The sequence below is a fragment of the Microbacterium meiriae genome, assembly GCF_040702565.1.
GTDB classification, from domain to species: Bacteria; Actinomycetota; Actinomycetes; order Actinomycetales; family Microbacteriaceae; genus Microbacterium; species Microbacterium meiriae.
In genome coordinates this window covers 422,168-441,117 of the sequence record NZ_JBFBLJ010000002.1, presented here as the reverse complement: position 1 = coordinate 441,117, position 18,950 = coordinate 422,168, and the positions used below count along the sequence as shown (strand labels likewise).

At 70.9% G+C, this 18,950-nt stretch carries 20 protein-coding genes; 11 read left to right on the top strand and 9 right to left on the bottom strand.

Features of this window, described 5'->3' with window-relative positions; all coding sequences use genetic code 11:
• Positions 1-39: 39 nt before the first annotated feature.
• Both msrB and msrA read left to right on the top strand, forming a co-directional pair.
• Positions 40-507: a peptide-methionine (R)-S-oxide reductase MsrB gene (gene msrB, locus AB0310_RS09565; protein WP_268776905.1), complete on the top strand. Its 468-nt coding sequence runs from the start codon at positions 40-42 to the stop codon at positions 505-507.
• On the top strand, positions 504-1,046 hold the full coding sequence (gene msrA / locus AB0310_RS09560; protein ID WP_268776906.1) for a peptide-methionine (S)-S-oxide reductase MsrA: 543 nt from the start codon (positions 504-506) through the stop codon (positions 1,044-1,046). The genes msrB and msrA overlap by 4 nt, the downstream gene beginning before the upstream one ends.
• An 87-nt stretch (positions 1,047-1,133) precedes the next feature.
• Here msrA and AB0310_RS09555 read toward each other — a convergent pair whose 3' ends face one another.
• From AB0310_RS09555 to AB0310_RS09535, 5 genes are all read right to left on the bottom strand, one after another.
• Positions 1,134-1,934 (bottom strand): alpha/beta fold hydrolase, encoded by an 801-nt coding sequence (locus AB0310_RS09555; protein ID WP_366237102.1) that lies wholly within the window; start codon positions 1,932-1,934, stop codon positions 1,134-1,136.
• 108 nt (positions 1,935-2,042) lie between these two features.
• Positions 2,043-3,512: a catalase gene (locus AB0310_RS09550; RefSeq protein ID WP_136052327.1), complete on the bottom strand. Its 1,470-nt coding sequence runs from the start codon at positions 3,510-3,512 to the stop codon at positions 2,043-2,045.
• Between the two features lie 64 nt (positions 3,513-3,576).
• Positions 3,577-3,996, bottom strand: a complete 420-nt coding sequence (locus tag AB0310_RS09545) for a Fur family transcriptional regulator (protein ID WP_187662721.1) — start codon at positions 3,994-3,996, stop codon at positions 3,577-3,579.
• A gap of 69 nt (positions 3,997-4,065) precedes the next feature.
• Positions 4,066-4,983, bottom strand: coding sequence for a J domain-containing protein (locus AB0310_RS09540; protein ID WP_187662720.1), 918 nt, complete (start codon positions 4,981-4,983; stop codon positions 4,066-4,068).
• Between the two features lie 64 nt (positions 4,984-5,047).
• Positions 5,048-5,701 carry an IMPACT family protein gene (locus AB0310_RS09535; RefSeq protein WP_268776908.1) on the bottom strand — a complete coding sequence of 218 codons (654 nt, stop codon included), beginning with the start codon at positions 5,699-5,701 and terminating at the stop codon, positions 5,048-5,050.
• Between the two features lie 133 nt (positions 5,702-5,834).
• Between AB0310_RS09535 and AB0310_RS09530 the strand changes: the two genes are divergently transcribed.
• The 3 genes from AB0310_RS09530 to AB0310_RS09520 all read left to right on the top strand — a co-directional run bounded on the left by AB0310_RS09530 (position 5,835) and on the right by AB0310_RS09520 (position 8,230).
• Positions 5,835-7,079, top strand: a complete 1,245-nt coding sequence (locus AB0310_RS09530) for a sensor histidine kinase (RefSeq protein WP_366237101.1) — start codon at positions 5,835-5,837, stop codon at positions 7,077-7,079.
• The gene (locus tag AB0310_RS09525) at positions 7,076-7,699 is read left to right on the top strand and encodes a response regulator (RefSeq protein WP_025102775.1); all 624 of its coding nucleotides are present in this window, start codon (positions 7,076-7,078) and stop codon (positions 7,697-7,699) included. The genes AB0310_RS09530 and AB0310_RS09525 overlap by 4 nt, the downstream gene beginning before the upstream one ends.
• Positions 7,700-7,777: 78 nt before the next feature.
• Positions 7,778-8,230, top strand: a complete 453-nt coding sequence (locus AB0310_RS09520) for a DUF2871 domain-containing protein (RefSeq protein ID WP_187662717.1) — start codon at positions 7,778-7,780, stop codon at positions 8,228-8,230.
• A 4-nt stretch (positions 8,231-8,234) separates the two neighbouring features.
• On the opposite strand, the gene cycA is transcribed toward AB0310_RS09520, so the two are convergent.
• Entirely contained in the window at positions 8,235-9,698 is a 1,464-nt protein-coding gene (gene cycA / locus AB0310_RS09515) for a D-serine/D-alanine/glycine transporter (protein ID WP_259952645.1), read from the bottom strand.
• Between the two features lie 176 nt (positions 9,699-9,874).
• On the opposite strand from cycA, the gene AB0310_RS09510 reads away from it, so the two are divergent.
• Both AB0310_RS09510 and AB0310_RS09505 read left to right on the top strand, forming a co-directional pair.
• A complete protein-coding gene (locus AB0310_RS09510; RefSeq protein WP_259952644.1) occupies positions 9,875-11,347 on the top strand; it encodes an MATE family efflux transporter in 1,473 nt (490 codons plus the stop codon).
• 113 nt (positions 11,348-11,460) lie between these two features.
• Positions 11,461-11,862: a hypothetical protein gene (locus AB0310_RS09505; protein ID WP_187662715.1), complete on the top strand. Its 402-nt coding sequence runs from the start codon at positions 11,461-11,463 to the stop codon at positions 11,860-11,862.
• 3 nt (positions 11,863-11,865) lie between these two features.
• Here the strand turns inward: AB0310_RS09505 and AB0310_RS09500 are convergent, their stop codons facing one another.
• Positions 11,866-13,575, bottom strand: coding sequence for an AMP-binding protein (locus AB0310_RS09500; protein WP_366237100.1), 1,710 nt, complete (start codon positions 13,573-13,575; stop codon positions 11,866-11,868).
• Between the two features lie 42 nt (positions 13,576-13,617).
• A complete protein-coding gene (locus tag AB0310_RS09495) occupies positions 13,618-14,085 on the bottom strand; it encodes an Lrp/AsnC family transcriptional regulator (protein WP_366237099.1) in 468 nt (155 codons plus the stop codon).
• A 112-nt stretch (positions 14,086-14,197) separates the two neighbouring features.
• Here AB0310_RS09495 and AB0310_RS09490 point away from each other — a divergent pair, with 112 nt between their 5' ends.
• Together AB0310_RS09490 and AB0310_RS09485 are read left to right on the top strand one after the other, a co-directional pair.
• The gene (locus AB0310_RS09490) at positions 14,198-15,436 is read left to right on the top strand and encodes a trans-sulfuration enzyme family protein (RefSeq protein WP_366237098.1); all 1,239 of its coding nucleotides are present in this window, start codon (positions 14,198-14,200) and stop codon (positions 15,434-15,436) included.
• 150 nt (positions 15,437-15,586) lie between these two features.
• Entirely contained in the window at positions 15,587-16,993 is a 1,407-nt protein-coding gene (locus tag AB0310_RS09485) for a hypothetical protein (protein WP_366237097.1), read from the top strand.
• Between the two features lie 94 nt (positions 16,994-17,087).
• On the opposite strand, the gene AB0310_RS09480 is transcribed toward AB0310_RS09485, so the two are convergent.
• Positions 17,088-17,558: an acyl-CoA thioesterase gene (locus AB0310_RS09480; RefSeq protein WP_081811533.1), complete on the bottom strand. Its 471-nt coding sequence runs from the start codon at positions 17,556-17,558 to the stop codon at positions 17,088-17,090.
• 136 nt (positions 17,559-17,694) lie between these two features.
• Here AB0310_RS09480 and AB0310_RS09475 point away from each other — a divergent pair, with 136 nt between their 5' ends.
• Both AB0310_RS09475 and AB0310_RS09470 read left to right on the top strand, forming a co-directional pair.
• Positions 17,695-18,309 (top strand): ClpP family protease, encoded by a 615-nt coding sequence (locus AB0310_RS09475; protein ID WP_187662710.1) that lies wholly within the window; start codon positions 17,695-17,697, stop codon positions 18,307-18,309.
• Positions 18,306-18,908, top strand: coding sequence for a ClpP family protease (locus AB0310_RS09470; protein WP_280569888.1), 603 nt, complete (start codon positions 18,306-18,308; stop codon positions 18,906-18,908). Before AB0310_RS09475 ends, AB0310_RS09470 begins: the two co-directional genes overlap by 4 nt.
• Positions 18,909-18,950 lie beyond the last annotated feature (42 nt).

Below are 18,950 nucleotides of genomic sequence, written 5' to 3'. Positions count from 1 at the left end.
ATGACGCCGCAGCCAGCGGCGTCGGACAAGGAGCCACTCATGTCGAACGACTACGGCAGGACCCCCGAGGCCGTCAGCGGTCTCACGAACCTGCAGTACGAGGTCACGCAGCAGGACGCCACCGAGCCGCCCTTCCGCAACGCCTACTGGAACACGCACGACGACGGCATCTACGTCGACGTCGTCTCCGGCCAGCCGCTGTTCTCCTCGAAGGACAAGTACGACAGCGGTACCGGCTGGCCGAGCTTCACCCGTCCGATCGATGCCGAGGCCGTGACCACGAAGACAGACCGCACCCTGTGGATGACCCGCACCGAGGCGCGGTCCTCCGGAGCCGACAGCCACCTGGGACACGTCTTCGACGACGGACCCCGCGCCGAGGGCGGCCTCCGCTACTGCATGAACTCGGCGGCCCTCCGCTTCATCCCGGCGAAGGATCTCGAGAAGGAGGGGTACGGTCGCTACAGCCCCCTCTTCACCACCCACACCTCTGAGGAGCAGTCATGACCGACACCGGAACCATCACCCGCACCCCCGGGACCGAGACGGCCGTCCTCGCGGGCGGCTGCTTCTGGGGCATGGAAGACCTCATCCGCCGCCAGCCCGGCGTCATCGACACCCGCGTGGGCTACACCGGCGGCGAGAACGACCACGCGACCTACCGCAACCACCCCGGTCACGCGGAGGCCGTGGAGATCGTGTTCGACCCGAGTGCGACCACCTATCGCGACATCCTGGCGTTCTTCTTCCAGATCCACGACCCGTCGACGTTGAACCGGCAGGGCAACGACATCGGGTCGAGCTACCGGTCGGCGATCTTCCCGCTCACCCCCGAGCAGGAGCAGGTCGCCCGCGACACGATCGCCGATGTCGACGCCTCCGGCCTGTGGCCGGCGAAGGCCGTCACGACGATCGAGCCCGCCGGTCCGTTCTGGGAGGCCGAGCCCGAGCACCAGGACTACCTGATCAAGTACCCGAACGGCTACACGTGTCACTTCCCCCGCGCCGGCTGGGTCCTCCCGAAGCGCGAGGACGCCACCGCCTGATCCCGAGACCCCGCTCTCGCGCCGAGACCCCCTCCTGCACACGCGTGCGGGAGGGGGTCTCGGCGCGAAGACGGGGTCTCGGCGGGCTCAGGACTCGGCGAAGAACGCGAGCGCGGCCTCCTTGAAGTCGCGGGAGCCGGGGGCGTTGAAGTGGTGGCGGTTCGGGAGCTCGACGAAGCGGGCATCGGGAGCCGCCGCGGCCAGTGCCCGGGAGCCCTCGATGATCGCGTCCTTGGACCCCGTCGCGAACAGCAGCGGCACGACCGGGGCGTCCGCGGGATCGGGGTCGATCGTGCCGGAGCCCCGCAGCCCCTCAGCCAGCGCGACGAGCGCACGCAGATCGTTCCCGGGCACCCGCTCGGTCAGCGCGATGTAGTTCTGCGTCGTGCGGTCCTCCACCGAGGTGCCGTCCGCGATGTACGCGCGCACCTGGTCGAGGTCGAGACGCGCGAGGGGGATGCCATCGGGAACACCGCCCAGGACCGCCCGGCCGATCCGATGCGGGAGCTCACGGGCCACTTCCCACCCCACCCGCGCGCCGAGGGAGTAGCCGAGGTAGAACGCGTCGTCGACGAGGTACGTGTCCATGACGGTCTCGACGTCGGTCACGAGGTTGCGGATGGCGTAGGCGTCGGACTCATGCGGCTTGTCGCTCTGCCCGTGGCCCCGCTGGTCGAGTGCGAGCACGCGGAACCCGGCCCTGGTCAGCTCCCGCACCCAGCCCGTCAGCACCCAGTTGTCGCGGGCGCCGGAGGCGAAGCCGTGCACGGTCACCACGACGGGGGCGTCGAGCTCCCCCCACGTGTACGTCGCCAGTCGTGTGCCGTCCGCCGCGTAGACGTGCTGCGGGGCGGGCATCTCGGTGAGGTCGGAGAGGGAAACAGCCACCCCTCCATCTTGGCCCTGACGTCGACGCAGAGACCCCGGTTACACGCCGAAACCCCCTCCCCGCAGTGTCGCGGGGAGGGGGTTTCGAGGAGAACCCGGGGTCTCGGGTCAGACGCGGTCGCGGAGAGCGGCGCCGAGCTCGGCGTCGACGTTCGTCCAGTACTGGAAGAAGCGCTCGCGGATGGCGTCGACCGTGATCGAACGGCCCTGACCGGTCAGCACCTCCAGGAAGCGGGCGCGCTGCGGGCCGTCGAAGACCTCGCGGTACAGCGTGCCGGCCTGACCGAAGTCGTCGTCCTCGGCGTGCAGCGTCGCGGCGGAGCGGGTGAGCTCGCCGTCCGCCGACCAGTTCACCTCGATGCCCTTGGCCGGGTCGGCCTCGGGGCCACCGGGGGTCCCGAAGGAGTTCGGCTGGTAGGTGCGGTGCGCGGCGTCGTTGTACTGGTACCGCATCGAGCCCTCGTGCTGGTAGTTGCGGGTCTCGGCGGCGTGCGGCTGGTTCACCGGCAGCTGGTTGTAGTTCGCGCCGATGCGGTGACGCTGGGCGTCCGGGTAGGCGAACATCCGGCCCATGAGCATCTTGTCGGGGGAGATGCCGGTACCGGGCACCTGGTTCCCGGGCGCGAAGCCGGCCTGCTCGATCTGCGCGAAGAAGTTCTCCGGGTTGCGGTTCAGGGTCAGCGTGCCGACCTTGATGCGCGGGTAGTCCTTCTTCGAGATCGTCTTGGTGAGGTCGAACGGGTTGAAGCGGTAGTCCTTCGCCTCGTCGTACGGCATGATCTGCACGTACAGGTCCCACTTCGGGAAGTCGCCGCCGTCGATCGACTGGAACAGGTCGCGACGGTAGTGGTCCGCGTCGGAACCGGCCAGCTGCTCGGCCTCCTCCGGGCTCATCGCCTCGACGCCCTGGTGGGAGATGAAGTGGTACTTGACCCAGAACACCTCGCCCTCGGCGTTGATCCAGGAGTAGGTGTGCGAGCCGTAGCCGTTCATGTGACGCCAGCTGCGGGGGAGTCCGCGCTCGCCCATGAGGTAGGTGACCTGGTGCGCGCTCTCGGGCGAGAGGGTCCAGAAGTCCCACTGCATGTCCGCGTCGCGCAGACCGGAGTCGCCGAGGCGCTTCTGCGAGTGGATGAAGTCCGGGAACTTGATGGCGTCGCGGAGGAAGAACGTCGGGGTGTTGTTGCCGACGATGTCGAGGTTGCCCTCGGTCGTGTAGAAGCGCAGCGAGAACCCGCGCACGTCGCGCCAGGTGTCGGGCGAGCCCTGCTCACCGGCGACGGAGGAGAAGCGGAGGAGGGTCTCCGAGGTGGCGCCCGGCTGGAACACGGCCGCACGGGTGTACTTCGAGACGTCCTCGGTGACGACGAACTCGCCGAACGCGCCGCCGCCCTTGGCGTGCGGGTTGCGCTCCGGCACGCGCTCGCGGTTGAAGGAGGCGAGCTTCTCGACCAGGTAGTGGTCGTGCAGCGCGGTGGGGCCGTCGGGGCCCACGGTCAGCGAATGGGTGTCGCTCGCGATCGGCGCTCCGGCCTGCGTCGTCGTGGCCGGACGGCCCGCGTCGGTGGGGTTGGTCATGGTCTTCTCCTTCTCCGCGCGGACATGCCGAACGGACCCTCGGGGAGGGGATCGGTGGATGCGCCTACGCGGCGTTCTGGCAGCTGGGGCAGAGGCCCCAGAAGGTGACTTCAGCTGTCTGCACGGTGAAGCCCCCCGTCGAGGACGGGGTGAGACACGGCGCCTCGCCGACGACGCAGTCCACATCGCCGACTGCACCGCAGGAGGTGCAGACGATGTGGTGGTGGTTGTCGTCGATGCGCCGTTCGTACAGCGCCGCGGATCCTGCCGGTTCGATCCGGCGGATGAGGCCCGCCGTCGTCAGGTCCGCGAGGATGTTGTGCACCGACTGGATCGACGTGGTCGGAAGCACGTCGGACACGGCGCGGTAGACCCGCTCCGCATCCGTGTGGGCCATGGAGCCGAGAGCCTCGAGGACGGCGACGCGGCCCGCAGTCGCACGCAGCCCGGCGTCGCGCAACGCCGAGTCGAGTTCCGTCTCCATGTCCTCGACTCTACACGTGTTTTGAGTGATTCAAAAGAGCATGCTGGGATGCCGGGCGCGTCGCAGCCTTCAGACGAAGCGGACCGTCTGCTGGAGACGGGTGCGGACGTCGAACAGCTCGTTGCCCCCGATGGCCCGCGCCCCGGGGACGCCCTGCCGCAGCACCATCGCCAGCGCGCTGCGTCGGACCACCACGACCGGGACGCCGCGGCTGCTGCCGAGCGGGGTGACGGCTTGGGCGAGGTCGTCGTCGGGGAGCACCACGATCGCGCCGCCGAACTTCACCTTCGCGGCCTTCGCCACCGCGCGCATCCGGGCGAGAGCCGCCGTGACCGGGGCGCGGGTGCCGAGGCTCGGACCGGTGATCTCCCCGCGGCGAAAGCCCACGACCCCGCCGAAGTCCTCGGACATGATGCCGTAGAGGCCGGAGGGGCTGAGCACGACGTGGTCGAGCTTGTCCTCCGGGGTCTGCCCGGCGGCGACGTCGTGCCAGACCGTGAAGCCCATGCCGAGGTCGGAGACCGTGCGGGCCGTGGCCTCCTCCGCGAGCGCATCGGCGAGCAGCCGCCGGAGTTCGCGCGGGGCCGCACGGACCAGAGCCGGGGCGTACGGATCGGGGACCTCGACCCCGTGGCCCGCCCACTCGCGGATGAGGGAGAGGTAGCGCTCTCGCCGCCAGCCCCCGGGGTGTCCGTAGGAGCGGGCGCGCGGCCGGGTGTCGGTGCGCACGGTCTGGGGGCGCCAGCCGCTCCACTCGCCGCCGTCGTCGGTCAGGCCCGCGCGGCGGTCGTACGCGGCACGGTCCTCCGCAGTACCGATGAGCTCCCAGGCGCGCTGGACCTGGATGAACACGGCCGCGTCGCCGCCGGTGTCGGGGTGGGTCTGCCGCAGCCGCAGCCGATACGCCCGCCGGAGCTCGGCGTCGTCGACGGCCGGATCCACGCCGAGGACCTCGTACGGCGAGGCCGAGAGCGGACTGTCGAACATCGCTCTCCTTCCGCGACCGCGGCGTCCAGGATATCCGGCGGACGGTGTGCGGCCGCCGGGAGCCTCAGTCCGCGACGTCGACGATCCGCTCGATCCCGGCCACCGGGGCGACGGCGCCCCCGGACGCGGCGGCGAGGTCGGCGGTCAGACGCGGCAGCGCGGCGGCGGGCACCCACAGCTCGAGGTGCGCGGAGGCCCCGTAGGTCGGAGTGCCGAGCGTGGCCCCGTGCGACGCCGCCCAGTCGCGGAGCAGGTTGTCGTAGCGGCCGGCGTCGGCGTGCGGGACCTCGACGGTCGCCTGGGTGAGCGCCTCGCGACGGACGAGTGAAGCACGATCGAGCGTCTCGGACACGGCGGTGGAGTAGGCGCGGATGAGGCCGCCCGCCCCGAGCTTCACCCCGCCGAAGTACCGGGTCACCACCGCCACGACGTCCGTGAGGCCGCGACGCCGCAGGACCTCGAGCATCGGGACGCCGGCCGTGCCGGAGGGCTCGCCGTCATCCGAGGACCGCGCCTGATCCCCGTGCAGGCCGGTCACCATCGCGGTGCAGTTGTGGTTCGCGTCCCAGGCGCGCTTCCGGATCGCCGCGATGACGGCCTCCGCCTCGGCCACCGTCGACACCGGTGCGACGTGCGTGAGGAAGCGCGACTTCCGGATGACGAGCTCGTGGTCGACGGCCGCCGCGATCGTCGCCGGGAACGGGTGCGGTGTCGACATCGGCCCCACGATACCTCCGTTCGAGTCGCCTGATTGGTCCCAAATCCGGGCCGGATGCCGCCAATCGGGCGATTCGAACCGGCTCGACCGAACGATGGAGGCGGACTGTGGCCCGGCGGACGAGAATGTCAGCATGCCGACCGGAGACACCGCCGAGCCCGACCTCCCCGGAGGGCGGACGGGAGCGCGCACGCGCTCCTGGGGGCGCCTGGTCACGTCGCTCCGCATCGGCCAGGCCGTCATCACCGTCGTGCTCACCGTCGTCGGCGTCGTGCGCTCCCTCGCCGACGGGATCCCGGTGCCGTGGCTGCTCGCGACCGCCCTCGCCTTCCTCGGCTGGTACGGCGGCGGACTCCTGCTCTCCTCCCGCACGGACGACCGCGCGCTCGCCGCCGGCTGGCTGCTGGGGCTCACGGCCATCTGGCTGGGGGCGGTGGCGCTGTCGCCGGAATTCGTCTGGCTCGCGTTCTCGCTGTGGTTGCTCGCCGGCTTCCTGTTGCGGCTGCGATGGGCCGTACCGCTGAGCCTCCTCGTCCTCGCCGTCGTGATCGTCGCGCCGCTGCTGCACACCGGAACGACCACCTACGCGAACGTCATCGGACCGCTCGTGGGTGGCATCTTCGCCCTCGGGATCTCCCGCGGCTACCTGGAACTGGTCCGCGACGGGCGCGAGCGGCGGCGGCTCATCGCCTCCCTCGTCGCGACGCAGCAGGAGATGGCGGCCCTCCAGGACGAGCTCGCCCGGACCCAACGGGAGTCCGGCGCCGCCGCCGAGCGCACCAGGGTGTCCCGCGACATCCACGACACGGTCGCCCAGAGCCTGTCGTCCATCGTCCTGCTGGCGCGGTCGGCGGCCGAGCACGAGGACGGTCGGGAGCAGGCGCTCGGGCAGATCGGGGCGCTCGCCGCGGAAGGGCTCGCCGACGCCCGGCGCATCGTGGACGACCTCATGCCCGCCGAGCTCGACGGTTCCGCGTTGAGCGACGCCCTCGCCCGGATGCTCGAGCGCCTGACCGCCGAGACCGGGATCGCGGCCACCCTCCACGCCGACGAGGAACTCCCCGCACTCGGCCTCGACGCCGAGGTCGCCCTGCTGCGGACGGCGCAGTCCGCACTCGCCAACGTGCGCAGCCATGCCGCCGCGACCCGGGTGGTGGTGACCCTCGCGGACGCCGGCGACGCCGTGCGGCTGGACGTGGTCGACGACGGCCGCGGCTTCGATCCGTCCCGGCTGGAGTCGGCGGGGCCCGGCGGCGGCTACGGTCTGCGGGCGATGCGCGCCCGACTGCGCGAGCTCGGCGGCGGTCTCGACGTGGAGAGCGCCCCCGGCGACGGCACCGCGCTCTCCGCCCACCTGCCGCTCGGAGGACGGTCGTGACCCCGGTGCGCATCCTCCTCGTCGACGATCACCCGATCGTGCGGGCCGGCGTGCGTTCGCTGTTCGACCGCCGCGACGACGCCGAGGTCGTGGGCGAGGCGGCGTCGGGGGAGGAGGCGGTCGTGCTCGCGCGGCACCTGCGTCCCGACGTCGTGCTCTGCGATCTGCGTCTGGGGGCGGGGATGGACGGCGTGCAGACGACGGCGGCGCTCCGGGCGCTCGACCCGGCGCCGGCGGTGCTCATCCTCACGACGTTCGACCGCGACGCCCAGATCCTCGGCGCGATCGAGGCGGGGGCGGCGGGGTATCTGCTCAAGGACATCGACCCGGAGGACATCGTCCGTGCCGTGCGACAGGCCGCGTCGGGCGGGCAGGCGCTGACGCCGGAGCTCACGGCGCGCGTCGGGCGGGCCCTCCGTGCCCCGCGGGTGCAGCTCACGGGGCGCGAGCTCGACGTGCTGCGGCTGCTCGACACCGGGGCCTCCAACCGGGAGATCGCGAAGGCGCTGTTCGTCACGGAGGCGACGGTGAAGACCCACCTCGTGCACGTCTTCGAGAAGCTCGGGGCCGACAGCCGCGCGAAGGCGGTCGCGATCGCCAGGGAGTCCGGTCTGCTCTGACGCCCGCGGTCTCCACCGTTCGATGGATCCGCGGCGACGGCTCCCCGGCGAGGCTGGAGGCAGACAGAAAGGACTCCCATGCGCAGGCTCTTCACCGCCGCGTTCGCCTCCATGCTGGTGGGCGTCGCCTCCGGACTCTTCTACCGCGAGTTCACCAAGATCAACGGCTTCCCCGAGGGGGCGCCGACGCAGCTCGGACTCGTGCACACGCATCTGCTCGTGCTGGGCTTCGTCGTCTTCCTCGTGGTGATGCTCTTGGAGAAGGCATTCGCGCTCTCCGAGAGCCGCCTGTTCGGCTGGTTCTTCTGGACCTACACCGCCGGTCTCGTGCTGACCTCCGCGATGCTCGTCTGGCACGGCTGCCTCACGGTGCTCGGGCAGGACTCCACGAAGATGATCGCCGGCATCGCGGGCGTCGGGCACATGCTGCTCGCCGCCGGCATGGTGCTGCTGTTCCTCGCGCTCCGCCCTCGTGTCTTCGCGCCGAAGGTCGCGGCCACCGGGCCCGCGACCCTCGAGTCGGTGGCCTGACGCCTCAGTCGGCCGGGATCGTGTCGTCGCGCAGGTAGGCGATGTGCGCGGCGTGACGCTCCAGGTGGTGCGGCGACTTCCGGACGAACAGCCACGCCACGATGAGGATCGCGAACCAGATCGGCGTCACGAGCAGCGCGATCAGGGTGTCCGGCTGGGTGGTCAGCGCCCAGAGGATGAACAGGAAGAACGCGAGCACGACGAACACCATGAACACGCCGCCCGGCATCTTGAACGCCGAGGTCGCCGCCTTCTCCGGACGCCGGCGCCGGTACACGAGGTAGCTGCAGAGGAAGATCGTCCACACGAACATGAAGCACACGGCCGACACGGTGGTGACCATCTCGAACGCCGTGCCGATGTCCTTGCCCGCGTAGAGCAGCACGACGCCGGACAGCAGCAGGATGCAGGACAGGAACAGCGCGTTCTGCGGCACGCGGCGCTTGGAGAGCCGGCCGAAGAACCGGGGGGCGTCGCCGTCCTGCGCCAGGCCGAACACCATGCGCGACGTGGAGTAGATGCCGGAGTTCGCGCTGGACATCGCCGAGGTGAGCACCACGAGGTTGACGACGGTGGCGGCGATGCCGAGTCCGGCGAGGGCGAACATCGCGATGAAGGGGCTCTCACCGGCGACGTACTCGGTCCACGGCGTGACGGCCATGAGGATGATGAGCGCGCCCACGTAGAACAGCAGGACCCGGATCGGGATGGCGTTGATGGCCTTCGGGAGGTTGCGCTCCGGGTCCTTGGTCTCCGCGGCGGCGGTGCCGACGAGCTCGATCCCGACGAACGCGAACACCGCGATCTGGAAGCCGGCGACGAATCCGAGGAAGCCGTGCGGGAACATGCCGCCGTGCTCCCACAGGTTCGAGAAGCTCGCGGTGCCGGCGTCGTGGGAGAAGCCGGTGAGGATCATGACGAGACCGGTGACGATGAGCGCCACGATCGCGACGATCTTGATGAGTGCGAACCAGAACTCCATCTCGCCGAAGGCGGCGACGGTGGGCAGGTTGAGCGCCAGGAGGATCACGACCACGAGGAGACCCGGGATCCACAGCGGGACGCCGGGGATCAGGGCGTCGGTGTACCCGGCGATCGCGATCACGTCGGCCACGCCCGTGACCACCCAGCAGAACCAGTACGTCCAGCCGGTGAAGAAGCCCGCCCAGGGGCCGAGGAGGTCGCTCGCGAAGTCGCTGAACGACTTGTACTTGAGGTTCGACAGCAGCAGCTCGCCCATCGCCCGCATGACGAAGAACAGCATGAACCCGATGATCATGTAGACGAAGATCACGGAGGGGCCGGCGACCGAGATCGTCTTGCCGCTGCCCATGAACAGGCCCGTGCCGATCGCCCCGCCGATCGCGAGCAGCTGGATATGCCGATTGCTGAGCGCGCGCCGCAGGTGCTCCTCGCCTCCGGCTCCGGTCTGCCCCTGGCGGATGGCCCCCGTGTCTTGCTTCGTCACGCTCTTCTCCTCCGGTCGTCGTCGACTGATGCAGAGTAACCACCGGGATGTGCCAGGCCGAAATCGACGGGCGTGGACCGGCATTTCGGCATTCGCGTGTTCCCTTCGCCCGAAACGATTCGATAAACTAAGCGCACCCCCGATCCATCCCTCCTTCCCTGCGAGCCCCTTCCTTCATGGCCACCACCCTCACCACGGGCCGTCCGTGGCGCGTCATCCTCGCCTTCTCGATCCCGCTCCTGCTCGGCAACGTCGTGCAGCAGCTCTATCAGTTCGCCGACGCGATCGTCGTCGGACGACACCTCGGCGTCCAGTCGCTCGCCGCCGTCGGCGCGACGGGCAGCCTGCTCTTCCTCCTCCTCGGCTTCGCCTGGGGTCTGACGAGCGGTTTCGCGATCCCCATCGCCCAGGCCTTCGGTGCGCGCGACGACGCCGCCGTGCGCCGCTCGGTCGCGACGGGTGTGCTCCTCAGCGGCATCACGAGCGTGGTCCTCACGGTGGTCGCGCCGCTCATCGCGGGGCCGATCCTGACGCTGCTGCAGACGCCGCCCGAGCTCATGGCCGAGGCGACGGTGTTCACGCAGATCAGCTTCCTCGGCGCGGGCGCGACGATGTTCTTCAACTACCTCTCCGCCATCATCCGCGCCATCGGCGACTCGAAGACCCCGCTGGTGTTCCTCACGGTCTCCTGCGCGCTCAACGTCGGCCTCGTCGTGCTCATGGTCGGTCCGCTGGAGTGGGGCGTCGCCGGGGCCGCGCTCGCGACCGTCGTCGCACAGGCCGTGTCGGTGATCCTCTGCCTGGAGTTCGTGCGCCGGCGGCTGCCCATGCTGCACCTGCGTCGTTCGGACTGGCGCATCTCCCGCACGGACATCGCCGACCACCTGCGCCTCGGCCTCCCCATGGGCTTCCAGGCCTCGATCATCGCGATCGGGACCCTCACGGTGCAGGTCGCCCTCAACACGCTCGGAGCTGACGCCGTCGCCGCGTACACGACGGCGTCGCGGGTCGACAGCCTGGCGGTCGCCCTGCTCTCCTCGCTCGGGCTCGCCGTGTCGATGTACGCGGCGCAGAACCACGGCGGCCGTCGCCCCGACCGCATCCGGCGCGGCGTGGTCGAGGCCACCTGGATGGCGGTCGCCGCGGCGATCGTCCTCGGCGGGCTGCTCATCGCGTTCGGCGCGCCGATGGTCCGGCTGTTCGTCGGTGACGGTTCGGACGACGTCGTCGCCATGGCGCACCGCATGCTCATCATCAACGGCTGCGGCTACTGGGCGCTCGGCATGCTCTTCGTGCTCCGCGGCGCACTCCAGGGGCTCGGCCACACGCTGGTGCCGACCGTCACCGGCGTGATCGAGCTCGTGATGCGCGTCGTCGCCGCAGTGGTCCTCGGCGCGATGATCGGGTTCGACGGCGTGGCCCTCAGCAACCCGCTCGCCTGGGTGGGCGCGATCGTGCTCCTCGTGCCGGCCTACGTCAAGGCGCATCGCGCGCTGGCGACCCAGCCCGTGGCCCCGACCGAGGCCACCGAGACCTCCGCGATCGCGATCGTCGGCCCCACCGACGGCTCGATGGTGGTCGACGCGGTCGTCACCCGCCCGGTCCGCGTCGTGCGCCCGCGCCGGCTGCGGTGGCCGGTCCGGCGCTGATCCGCGATATCCACCGGAAGGATGACCCGGATCGGACTTGAGACGGATGGCCTTCCGGAGAGACACTTCTAATGTCGAAGGTGCGGAGGGGTTCCGCCGGACGGGGGGTCGTCATGACGACATTGGGAGTGGCCAGAGATCTGGCCGCCATTCTGGTACCGATCGGATACGTGGGTGCGGCGCTCGCCGCGGTCTGCGCGATCGTGGCCGCGATCGCGATCATCCGTGGAGCCGGGGGGCTCGCGGGAGGCGCGGTCGGACTGTGGATCGTGTGCGCGCTGATGAGCTTCACCGCGAGCTTCGCGAATCAGTGGCTTCCGCTGATCGCGGCGGGCGCGTCGCTCGGGGGCATGCTCGTGATCGGCGGGATCGTGCGCGCGATGCTCACGGCGGGCGGCTTCGAGTCGCGACGCCGGGCCGCGCGCGTGAAGCCGGCGCCGGCGACCACGACGACGGCCACGCTCAAGACCGGCTCGACCGCGACGCCCACGGCGCCGGTCGCCGTCGTCTCCTAGCGTTCAGCGGTAGTCGCGGTCGCGGTGCTGACGCGCCTCGTCGCCCGCCGCCACGCGGGCGCTCTCGCGTGCCCGCAGCTCGATGCGGCGGATCTTCCCGGAGATGGTCTTCGGAAGCTCGGGCACGAACTCGATGATCCGCACCCACAGGTGCGAGGACAGCCGTTCGTGCGCGTAGCCGAACACGGCGCGCGCGGCGGCGGCCTCGTCCGCGCCCGCGTCCGGTGTCAGGCACACGTACGCCTTCGGCACCGCGAGGCGCGTCGGGTCGGGGCTGGGGATGACGGCCGCTTCGACCACGAGGTCGTGCTCCAGCAGCACGGACTCGAGCTCGAACGGCGAGATCTTGTAGTCGGAGGCCTTGAACACGTCGTCGGAGCGTCCGATGTAGGTCAGGTAGCCGTCGGCGTCGCGCACGGCGATGTCCCCGGTGTGGTGGAAGCCCCCGGCCCGCGACTCCGCGGTCTTCTCCGGGTCGTCGTAGTACCCCGCCATGAGGCCGAGCGGCGGCTGGGCGAGGTCGAGCGCGATCTCGCCCTCGTCCTCCACGACCTCGCCCGTCGACGGGTCGAGCAGCACGACCGGGTAGCCGGGCAGCGGACGGCCCATCGACCCGACCTTGACCGTCTGGCCAGGGGAGTTGCCGATGCAGGCCGTCATCTCGGTCTGACCGAAGCCGTCGCGAATCGTGCCGCCCCACGCCTCGCGCACCCGGTCGATGACCTCGGGGTTCAGCGGCTCGCCGGCGCCGACGAGCTCCCGCGGAGGGTGCGCGAGCCGGGAGAGGTCGGCCTGGATGAGCATGCGCCAGACCGTGGGCGGGGCGCAGAAGGTCGAGACGTGGTGGGTGTCCATGACCTCCATGAGCGTGTTCGCGTCGAAGCGGTCGTAGTTGTACACGAACACGGTCGCCTCGGCCAGGAAGGGGGAGTAGAAGCTCGACCAGGCGTGCTTGGCCCACCCCGGGGAGGAGATGTTGAGGTGCACGTCGTCCGGGCGCACCCCGAGCCACCACATCGTGGAGAGGTGGCCGACGGGGTACGAGACGTGGGTGTGCTGCACGAGCTTCGGGCGGTTCGTCGTGCCCGACGTGAAGTACAGCAGAGCCGTGTCGCCGGCGGGCGTCGGGCCGTCCGGGACGAACTCCTCCGTGGTCGCGGCGGCGTCCGCGAACCGCTTCCAGTCCGCAGGCAGCGATGCGCCGACGCCGATGCGCAGGACCGCGGGGTCGATCCCTTCGAGGCGGTCGGCGAGGGCGCCGAGCGTGACGACGGCGTCGGCCCGACCATGCTCGATGCGGTACGCGAGGTCGGAGGCCGACAGCAGGGTCGAGGTCGGGATCGACACCGCGCCCAGTTTGGTGATCGCGAGCATCACCTCCCACAACTCGATCGTGTTGTTGAGCATGACGATCACGTGGTCGCCCCGGCCGATGCCGAGGCTGCGGAGCCAGGCGGCCACCTGATCGGAGCGCGCGGAGAGCTCCCCGTACGTCCAGGACCGGAGGCTGAGGTCGGCCTCGACGATCTGCACGGCCGGACGATCGGGGTTCTCGCCGGCGACGACGTCGAACCACTCGAGCGCGAAGTTGAAGGCGGTCAGGTCCGGCCAGGCGAACTCGCGGCGCGCGGCGTCGTAGTCCGTGGCGTGCGTGAAGAGGAGGTCCCTCATCCCGCGGATCGCTTCGGTGGCGGGGGTGGCACGACGGCTCATGGTGCTCCTTTGCAACGGCGTCCCTCCATCCTGCCCCTTCGTTCAGCGGGGGAGGAAACCCGTGCCGTCGCGGAGCTCGAACACGAGCTGGGTCTCGGTGCCGCGCACCACGGGGTGGATGGTGATGTGCTCGAGCACGATGTCGCGCAGGGCGGTCGCATCCTGCACGGCCACGTGCACCAGGAAGTCGTCCACCCCGGCGACGTGGAACACCTGGAGCACCCGGGGGATCGCGACGAGCGCGTCGAAGAGTGCCGTGACCTTGGGGCCGGTGTGGTGAGCGAGCCGGACCTTGATGATCGCCTGCAGCGGGTAGCCCAGAGCGGACCCGTCGAGGCGGACGCGCGTATCGCGGATCACTCCCCGGTCTCGGAGCGCGCGGATGCGGTGTGCGCATGTGGACTCCGCGAGCCCGAGGCGGTGGGCCAGCGCCTTGTTGGTCACGGCCGCATCGCGGCTCAAGGCCGCGAGCAGCTCCAGGTCGATCTCGTCGAGTTGCGCTTTCGCCAACGTGCCCTCCTCGGTACGACCGGATGTTGCACAGAATAGCGAGAATCCCGGATTCGGCGAGCTGTTCTGTCGATGATCAGCGAGAACCTCGTGATTCGGTCACCGTGGAGGGATGACCGCACCGCTGCATCCCGACACCGTCGCCGTCCACAGCGGCCGAGCCGACCTCGAGGCGCTCGGGGTCCACGCCCTGCCGATCGACCTCTCCACGACCAACCCGCTGCCGGACGTCGAGCGCGGCGGGGACTCGTACGAGGCGATGGCCACGGGAGGTCGTCCGCCGCAGGACGGCAGCATGGTCTACGCCCGCCTCTGGAACCCGACGGTCGCGCGCTTCGAGGACGCCCTCGCCGAGCTGGAGCACGCTGAAGCCGCCGTCGCCTTCGGCTCCGGGATGGCGGCCATGACCGCCGTGATCCTCGCGCACACCGGTGACACGGGGGCGCGGCACGTCGTCGCGGTGCGTCCGCTCTACGGAGGGACCGACCACCTCCTGGGGTCGGGTCTGCTCGGTGTGGAGACGACGTACTGCCGTCCCGACGAGGTCGCCGCCGCACTGCGCGCCGACACCGGACTCGTCGTCGTGGAGACGCCGGCGAACCCGACCCTCGATGTCGCGGACATCGCCGAGGTCGTGCGGCAGGCGGGGAGCGTACCGGTGGTGGTCGACAACACGTTCGCGACCCCCGTGCTGCAGAACCCGATCGACCACGGCGCGGCGATGTCGTTGCACAGCGCCACCAAATACCTCGGCGGCCACGGTGATGTCATCGCCGGCGTCGTCGCCTGTGACGAGAGGACCGCGGAGGCGCTGCGTCGCGTGCGTGCGGTGACCGGGGGGCTCCTGCACCCGCTCGGCGCGTACCTGCTGCACCGCGGTCTCACGACCCTGCCGGTCCGCGTGCGGCACCAGCAGGAGAGTGCTCGTCGCATCGTGCAGTGGCTGGTCGATCGACCCGAGGTCGCCGAGGTCTTCTATCCGGGGCTCGACGGGGATCCGCGGGGCATCCTGGAACGGCAGCTCCGCGGGCCGGGGGCGATGATCGCCCTGCGGCTCCGAGGCGGTTATGCGGCGGCCGCGGCGGTGGCCGGGGCGACCCGCCTCTTCACGCATGCGGTGTCACTGGGCGGCGTGGACTCCCTCATCCAACATCCCGCCGCGCTCACGCACCGCCCGGTCCCCGCGGAGGCGCGTCCCGCCGCCGACGTCCTTCGCCTGTCCATCGGCCTCGAGAACGTCGACGATCTCCTCGCCGACCTCGCGAACGCCTTCGCCACTCTCGCCGACCCACCCCTTTCCGTGCCACCCACCCCGGAAAGTGCGTCACATATGGGGGTGGCTCGCACGTAGGGGGCCGGGTCGGCGATTGTGTGAGGACGACAAGAAACTGAGTCTCGACTGAGGTGGGACTTGGTACCTGACGGCAAAACCGGGGGGTCGCGGAGAGGGGGGGCCTACAGTCGCGGGTGGCAACGACGCCACTGACCTCGGGAGTCCTCAATGACGAGTGAAAAGACCCACGCGCACGGCCTCGGCATGCGCATCGCCGTGATCGTCCTCAGTCTTCTGCTGGCGGCGATGGTGCTGCTGTTCTTCGCCACGATGAGCAAGGTCTCCGCTGGGGCCGCCGAGCTCGCGGACGGCACGACCACCGCGCGGGGCGGATCCGCGGACCTCGCCGCCGGTGCCTCCGACCTCGCCGCGGGAGCCGACGACCTGGCCGCGGGCACGCAGGATCTCGCGGCAGGCACGGCGACGGCGCAGCAGGGCTCCGAGAAGCTGAGCGACGGGGCGACGACGGCCGCCGCGGGCGCCACGACGCTCGCCGAGGGCGCCGGAACCCTCGCGGCGGGAGCCGCCACCGCTCTCGACGGTGCAGGACGAGTGAGCGGCGGAGCGCAGACGGCGCTCGCCGGGTCGCAGGAGCTCGCGGCGAAGATGGCGGCGGCGGATGCCGGGGCCCGAGAGCTCGTCGCGGGAGCGACCACGCTCGCCGCGGGCGTCGACGGCGCGCACCGGTACGCGAACGGCGTGCTCGAGGGCGCGACGACTCTGAGCACCACGCTGCGCGCCGGAGTGAGCGCCGACGTGCAGAAGCTCGCCCATCCGGACACGCAGACGCTGCTGACGGGCGTCGCCACGAGCGCTCCCGGCAATGCGCGGACGCTCGCGGCCGGTCTGCAAGGTCTCCTCGCCGCACACCCTGATGACGTGCAGCTCCAGCAGCTCGCGACGCTCGCCGCCGGTGTCGAGAAGCAGGTCGGCGCGCTGGCCGCCCCCGCCGCGGCTGCTCCGGGCCTCGCACAGGGACTCATCGGCGCCGCCGACGGCTCCGCTCGCGTCACGGCAGGCGTCGGCGCGCTCATCAACGGGGACTCCTCGAAGGGCTGGCCGGGGACCGTGGCGCTGGTCTCCCCGAAGGGCGCTCCCGCCCTGGTCGCCGGAGCGCAGACGCTGCAGGACGGCACCTCCCGGCTCGCGGCGGGCGCGGCGGATCTCTCGTCCGGGCTGCAGACCCTCTCGACCGGGGCGTCGTCGCTGTACTCCGGCACCGCGGAGCTCAGCGCCGGCGCGGCGCGGCTCGACGACGGCGCCGGGTCTCTGGCCACGGGCGTCGGCGCGCTGCAGTCGGGTGCCGGTGACCTCCGATCCGGGATGAGCGAACTCCGCACCGGCGCCGACGCGGTGGCCGAGGGCTCCGGGGCCCTTGCGAGCGGAGGCGCGAGGCTCGACGCCGGTGCCGCCGACCTCGCGGCCGGCAACGGACGTATCGCCGACGGTTCGGGCACCCTCGCGACGGCCACGGCGGGCGCCGCGCCCTCTCTGCTCCCGTGGATCCTCGGGATCGGTCTCGTCGGCCTGATCGCGATCGGGTTCTGGATCGGCCACCGCGTCACCCACCGCTGATCGTCGACCCACCCCCTTCCGCGCGACCCACCCCCGTAAGTGACGCACTTTCGGGGGTGGGTCGACCGCAAGGGGGTGGGTCGGCGAGCGCGGGTCAGCGCTTCGGGAGGGGGATCGTGCCGGTGGCGATGCGCTCGGTGGGCATGCGGTCGCGATCGTAGGTGATCTCGTCGTAACCGTGCGGGGTCGGCAGGCCGTCCTCACCGATGCTGACGAACACGATCTCGTCGATGGTGAGGATGCGCTTGCGGGTGATCATGTTGCGCGCGACGGCCCGCATCGTGAGCGACGTCGTACCGAAGCGCGTGGCCTGCAGCCCGATCTCGATGAGGTCGCCCTGCACCGCCGATGCCTCGAACGTGATGGCGGAGATGTGCCGGGTGACGACGCGGTAGTTGCCGAGCTGCACGATCGCGTAGATCGCCGCCTCCTCGTCGATCCACTTCAGCAGGCTCCCGCCGAACAGCGTGCCGTTCGCGTTGAGGTCTTCCGGGCGCACCCACTTGCGGGTGCGGAAGTTCAGGCCGTCCTCGGACTGCCATGCCGGTGCTTTCTGTTTCGCCATGCCCCGAGGCTAGGCGGCTCGTGCGTCGGCGGTGTTACGCCGGGTTTTCGGACGGGTGCACGCGCCGCCGCTCACAGCGGATCTGCTCCGGGCGGATTCGCGCCCGCGGTCATGACCGGAGCCGGATGCTGGGGACATGAGCGAAGACACCCCTCTCCCGCAGTTCGGCCCCGAGGCCCGGCGCGCCCTGTTCCACGAACGGGTGCTCGTCCTCGACGGCGCCCTCGACGACGACAACGGCACCCTCCTGATGACCCAGCTCCTCGGCCTCGCCGCGGAGGACCCGACGACCGACATCGCCCTCTGGATCCACTCGCCGGGCGGCTCTGTGCCGTCGATGCTGGCGATCCGCGACCTCATGCACCTCATCCCCAACGACGTTTCCACCCTCGCCCTCGGCCTCGCCTGCAGCGCGGGACAGTTCCTGCTCTCCGCGGGGACGAAGGGCAAGCGGCGCGCTCTCCCGCACGCCCGGATCCTCATGCACCAGGGCTCGGCGGGGATCGGCGGATCGGCGGTGGAGATCGAGGCGCAGGCCGACGACCTCCGGCACATGCGCGACACCGTCCTCGGCCTCATCGCCGACGACACCGGCCAGCCCCTCGCGCGGATCTTCGAGGACTCCCTCCACGATCGCTGGTACACCGCGGCCGAGGCGCAGGGCTACGGGTTCATCGACGAGATCGTGCGATCCGCGGCGGAGATCATGCCCCGCCGTCGGGCGCGGGTGGGACTGGGGGCGGACGTATGAGCAGCTACACGATCCCCCACGTCATCGCGCAGCATCCGCGGGGTGAGCGCGTCATGGACGTCTACTCGCATCTGCTCGCCGAGCGCGTCATCTATCTCGGCACCGGGATCGACGCGGGGGTGGCCAACGCCCTCATCGCGCAGCTCCTGCACCTCGACGCGGACAGCCCGGAGACCGGCGTGCAGTTCTACATCAACAGCGAGGGTGGGGATCCCGGTGCCGCGCTGGCGATCTACGACACCATGCAGCACATCCGCCCGCGGATCGCGACGACCTGCGTCGGCCAGGCCATCGGTCCGGCGGCGCTCCTGGTCGCGGCGGGAGCGCCGGGGGAGCGGGCGGCCCTCGCCCACGCGCGCATCGTGCTGCATCAGCCGGCCGGGCAGTCACGCGGAGCCATCCCGGACCTCATCCTCGCGGCCGACGAGGTCGTGCGGGTGCGGGCCGACATGGAGTCGATCCTGGCCCGGCACAGCGGTCGCGCGCTCGCGGAGCTCCGCGTCGACACCGACCGGGACCGGGTCTTCACCGCCGCCGCCGCTCTCGAGTACGGCCTCATCGACACCGTGCTCGGTCCCCGTGATCCGGATGCACGATGAGGTGACGGGTGCACGACGGATTCCCGAGATCCGTCGTGCACC

What these genes read in the sequence shown, in the direction of transcription:
- AB0310_RS09480 (WP_081811533.1), bottom strand. Translation starts at nt 17,558, where the DNA reads ATGGCGAAACAGAAAGCACCGGCATGGCAGTCCGAGGACGGCCTGAAC.
- AB0310_RS09500 (WP_366237100.1), bottom strand. Translation starts at nt 13,575, where the DNA reads ATGAGCCGTCGTGCCACCCCCGCCACCGAAGCGATCCGCGGGATGAGG.
- AB0310_RS09520 (WP_187662717.1), top strand. Translation starts at nt 7,778, where the DNA reads ATGCGCAGGCTCTTCACCGCCGCGTTCGCCTCCATGCTGGTGGGCGTC.
- AB0310_RS09535 (WP_268776908.1), bottom strand. Translation starts at nt 5,701, where the DNA reads ATGTCGACACCGCACCCGTTCCCGGCGACGATCGCGGCGGCCGTCGAC.
- AB0310_RS09550 (WP_136052327.1), bottom strand. Translation starts at nt 3,512, where the DNA reads ATGACCAACCCCACCGACGCGGGCCGTCCGGCCACGACGACGCAGGCC.
- AB0310_RS09470 (WP_280569888.1), top strand. Translation starts at nt 18,306, where the DNA reads ATGAGCAGCTACACGATCCCCCACGTCATCGCGCAGCATCCGCGGGGT.
- AB0310_RS09475 (WP_187662710.1), top strand. Translation starts at nt 17,695, where the DNA reads ATGAGCGAAGACACCCCTCTCCCGCAGTTCGGCCCCGAGGCCCGGCGC.
- AB0310_RS09545 (WP_187662721.1), bottom strand. Translation starts at nt 3,996, where the DNA reads ATGGAGACGGAACTCGACTCGGCGTTGCGCGACGCCGGGCTGCGTGCG.
- AB0310_RS09510 (WP_259952644.1), top strand. Translation starts at nt 9,875, where the DNA reads ATGGCCACCACCCTCACCACGGGCCGTCCGTGGCGCGTCATCCTCGCC.
- AB0310_RS09540 (WP_187662720.1), bottom strand. Translation starts at nt 4,983, where the DNA reads ATGTTCGACAGTCCGCTCTCGGCCTCGCCGTACGAGGTCCTCGGCGTG.
- msrA (WP_268776906.1), top strand. Translation starts at nt 504, where the DNA reads ATGACCGACACCGGAACCATCACCCGCACCCCCGGGACCGAGACGGCC.
- AB0310_RS09530 (WP_366237101.1), top strand. Translation starts at nt 5,835, where the DNA reads ATGCCGACCGGAGACACCGCCGAGCCCGACCTCCCCGGAGGGCGGACG.
- AB0310_RS09490 (WP_366237098.1), top strand. Translation starts at nt 14,198, where the DNA reads ATGACCGCACCGCTGCATCCCGACACCGTCGCCGTCCACAGCGGCCGA.
- msrB (WP_268776905.1), top strand. Translation starts at nt 40, where the DNA reads ATGTCGAACGACTACGGCAGGACCCCCGAGGCCGTCAGCGGTCTCACG.
- AB0310_RS09505 (WP_187662715.1), top strand. Translation starts at nt 11,461, where the DNA reads ATGACGACATTGGGAGTGGCCAGAGATCTGGCCGCCATTCTGGTACCG.
- AB0310_RS09485 (WP_366237097.1), top strand. Translation starts at nt 15,587, where the DNA reads ATGACGAGTGAAAAGACCCACGCGCACGGCCTCGGCATGCGCATCGCC.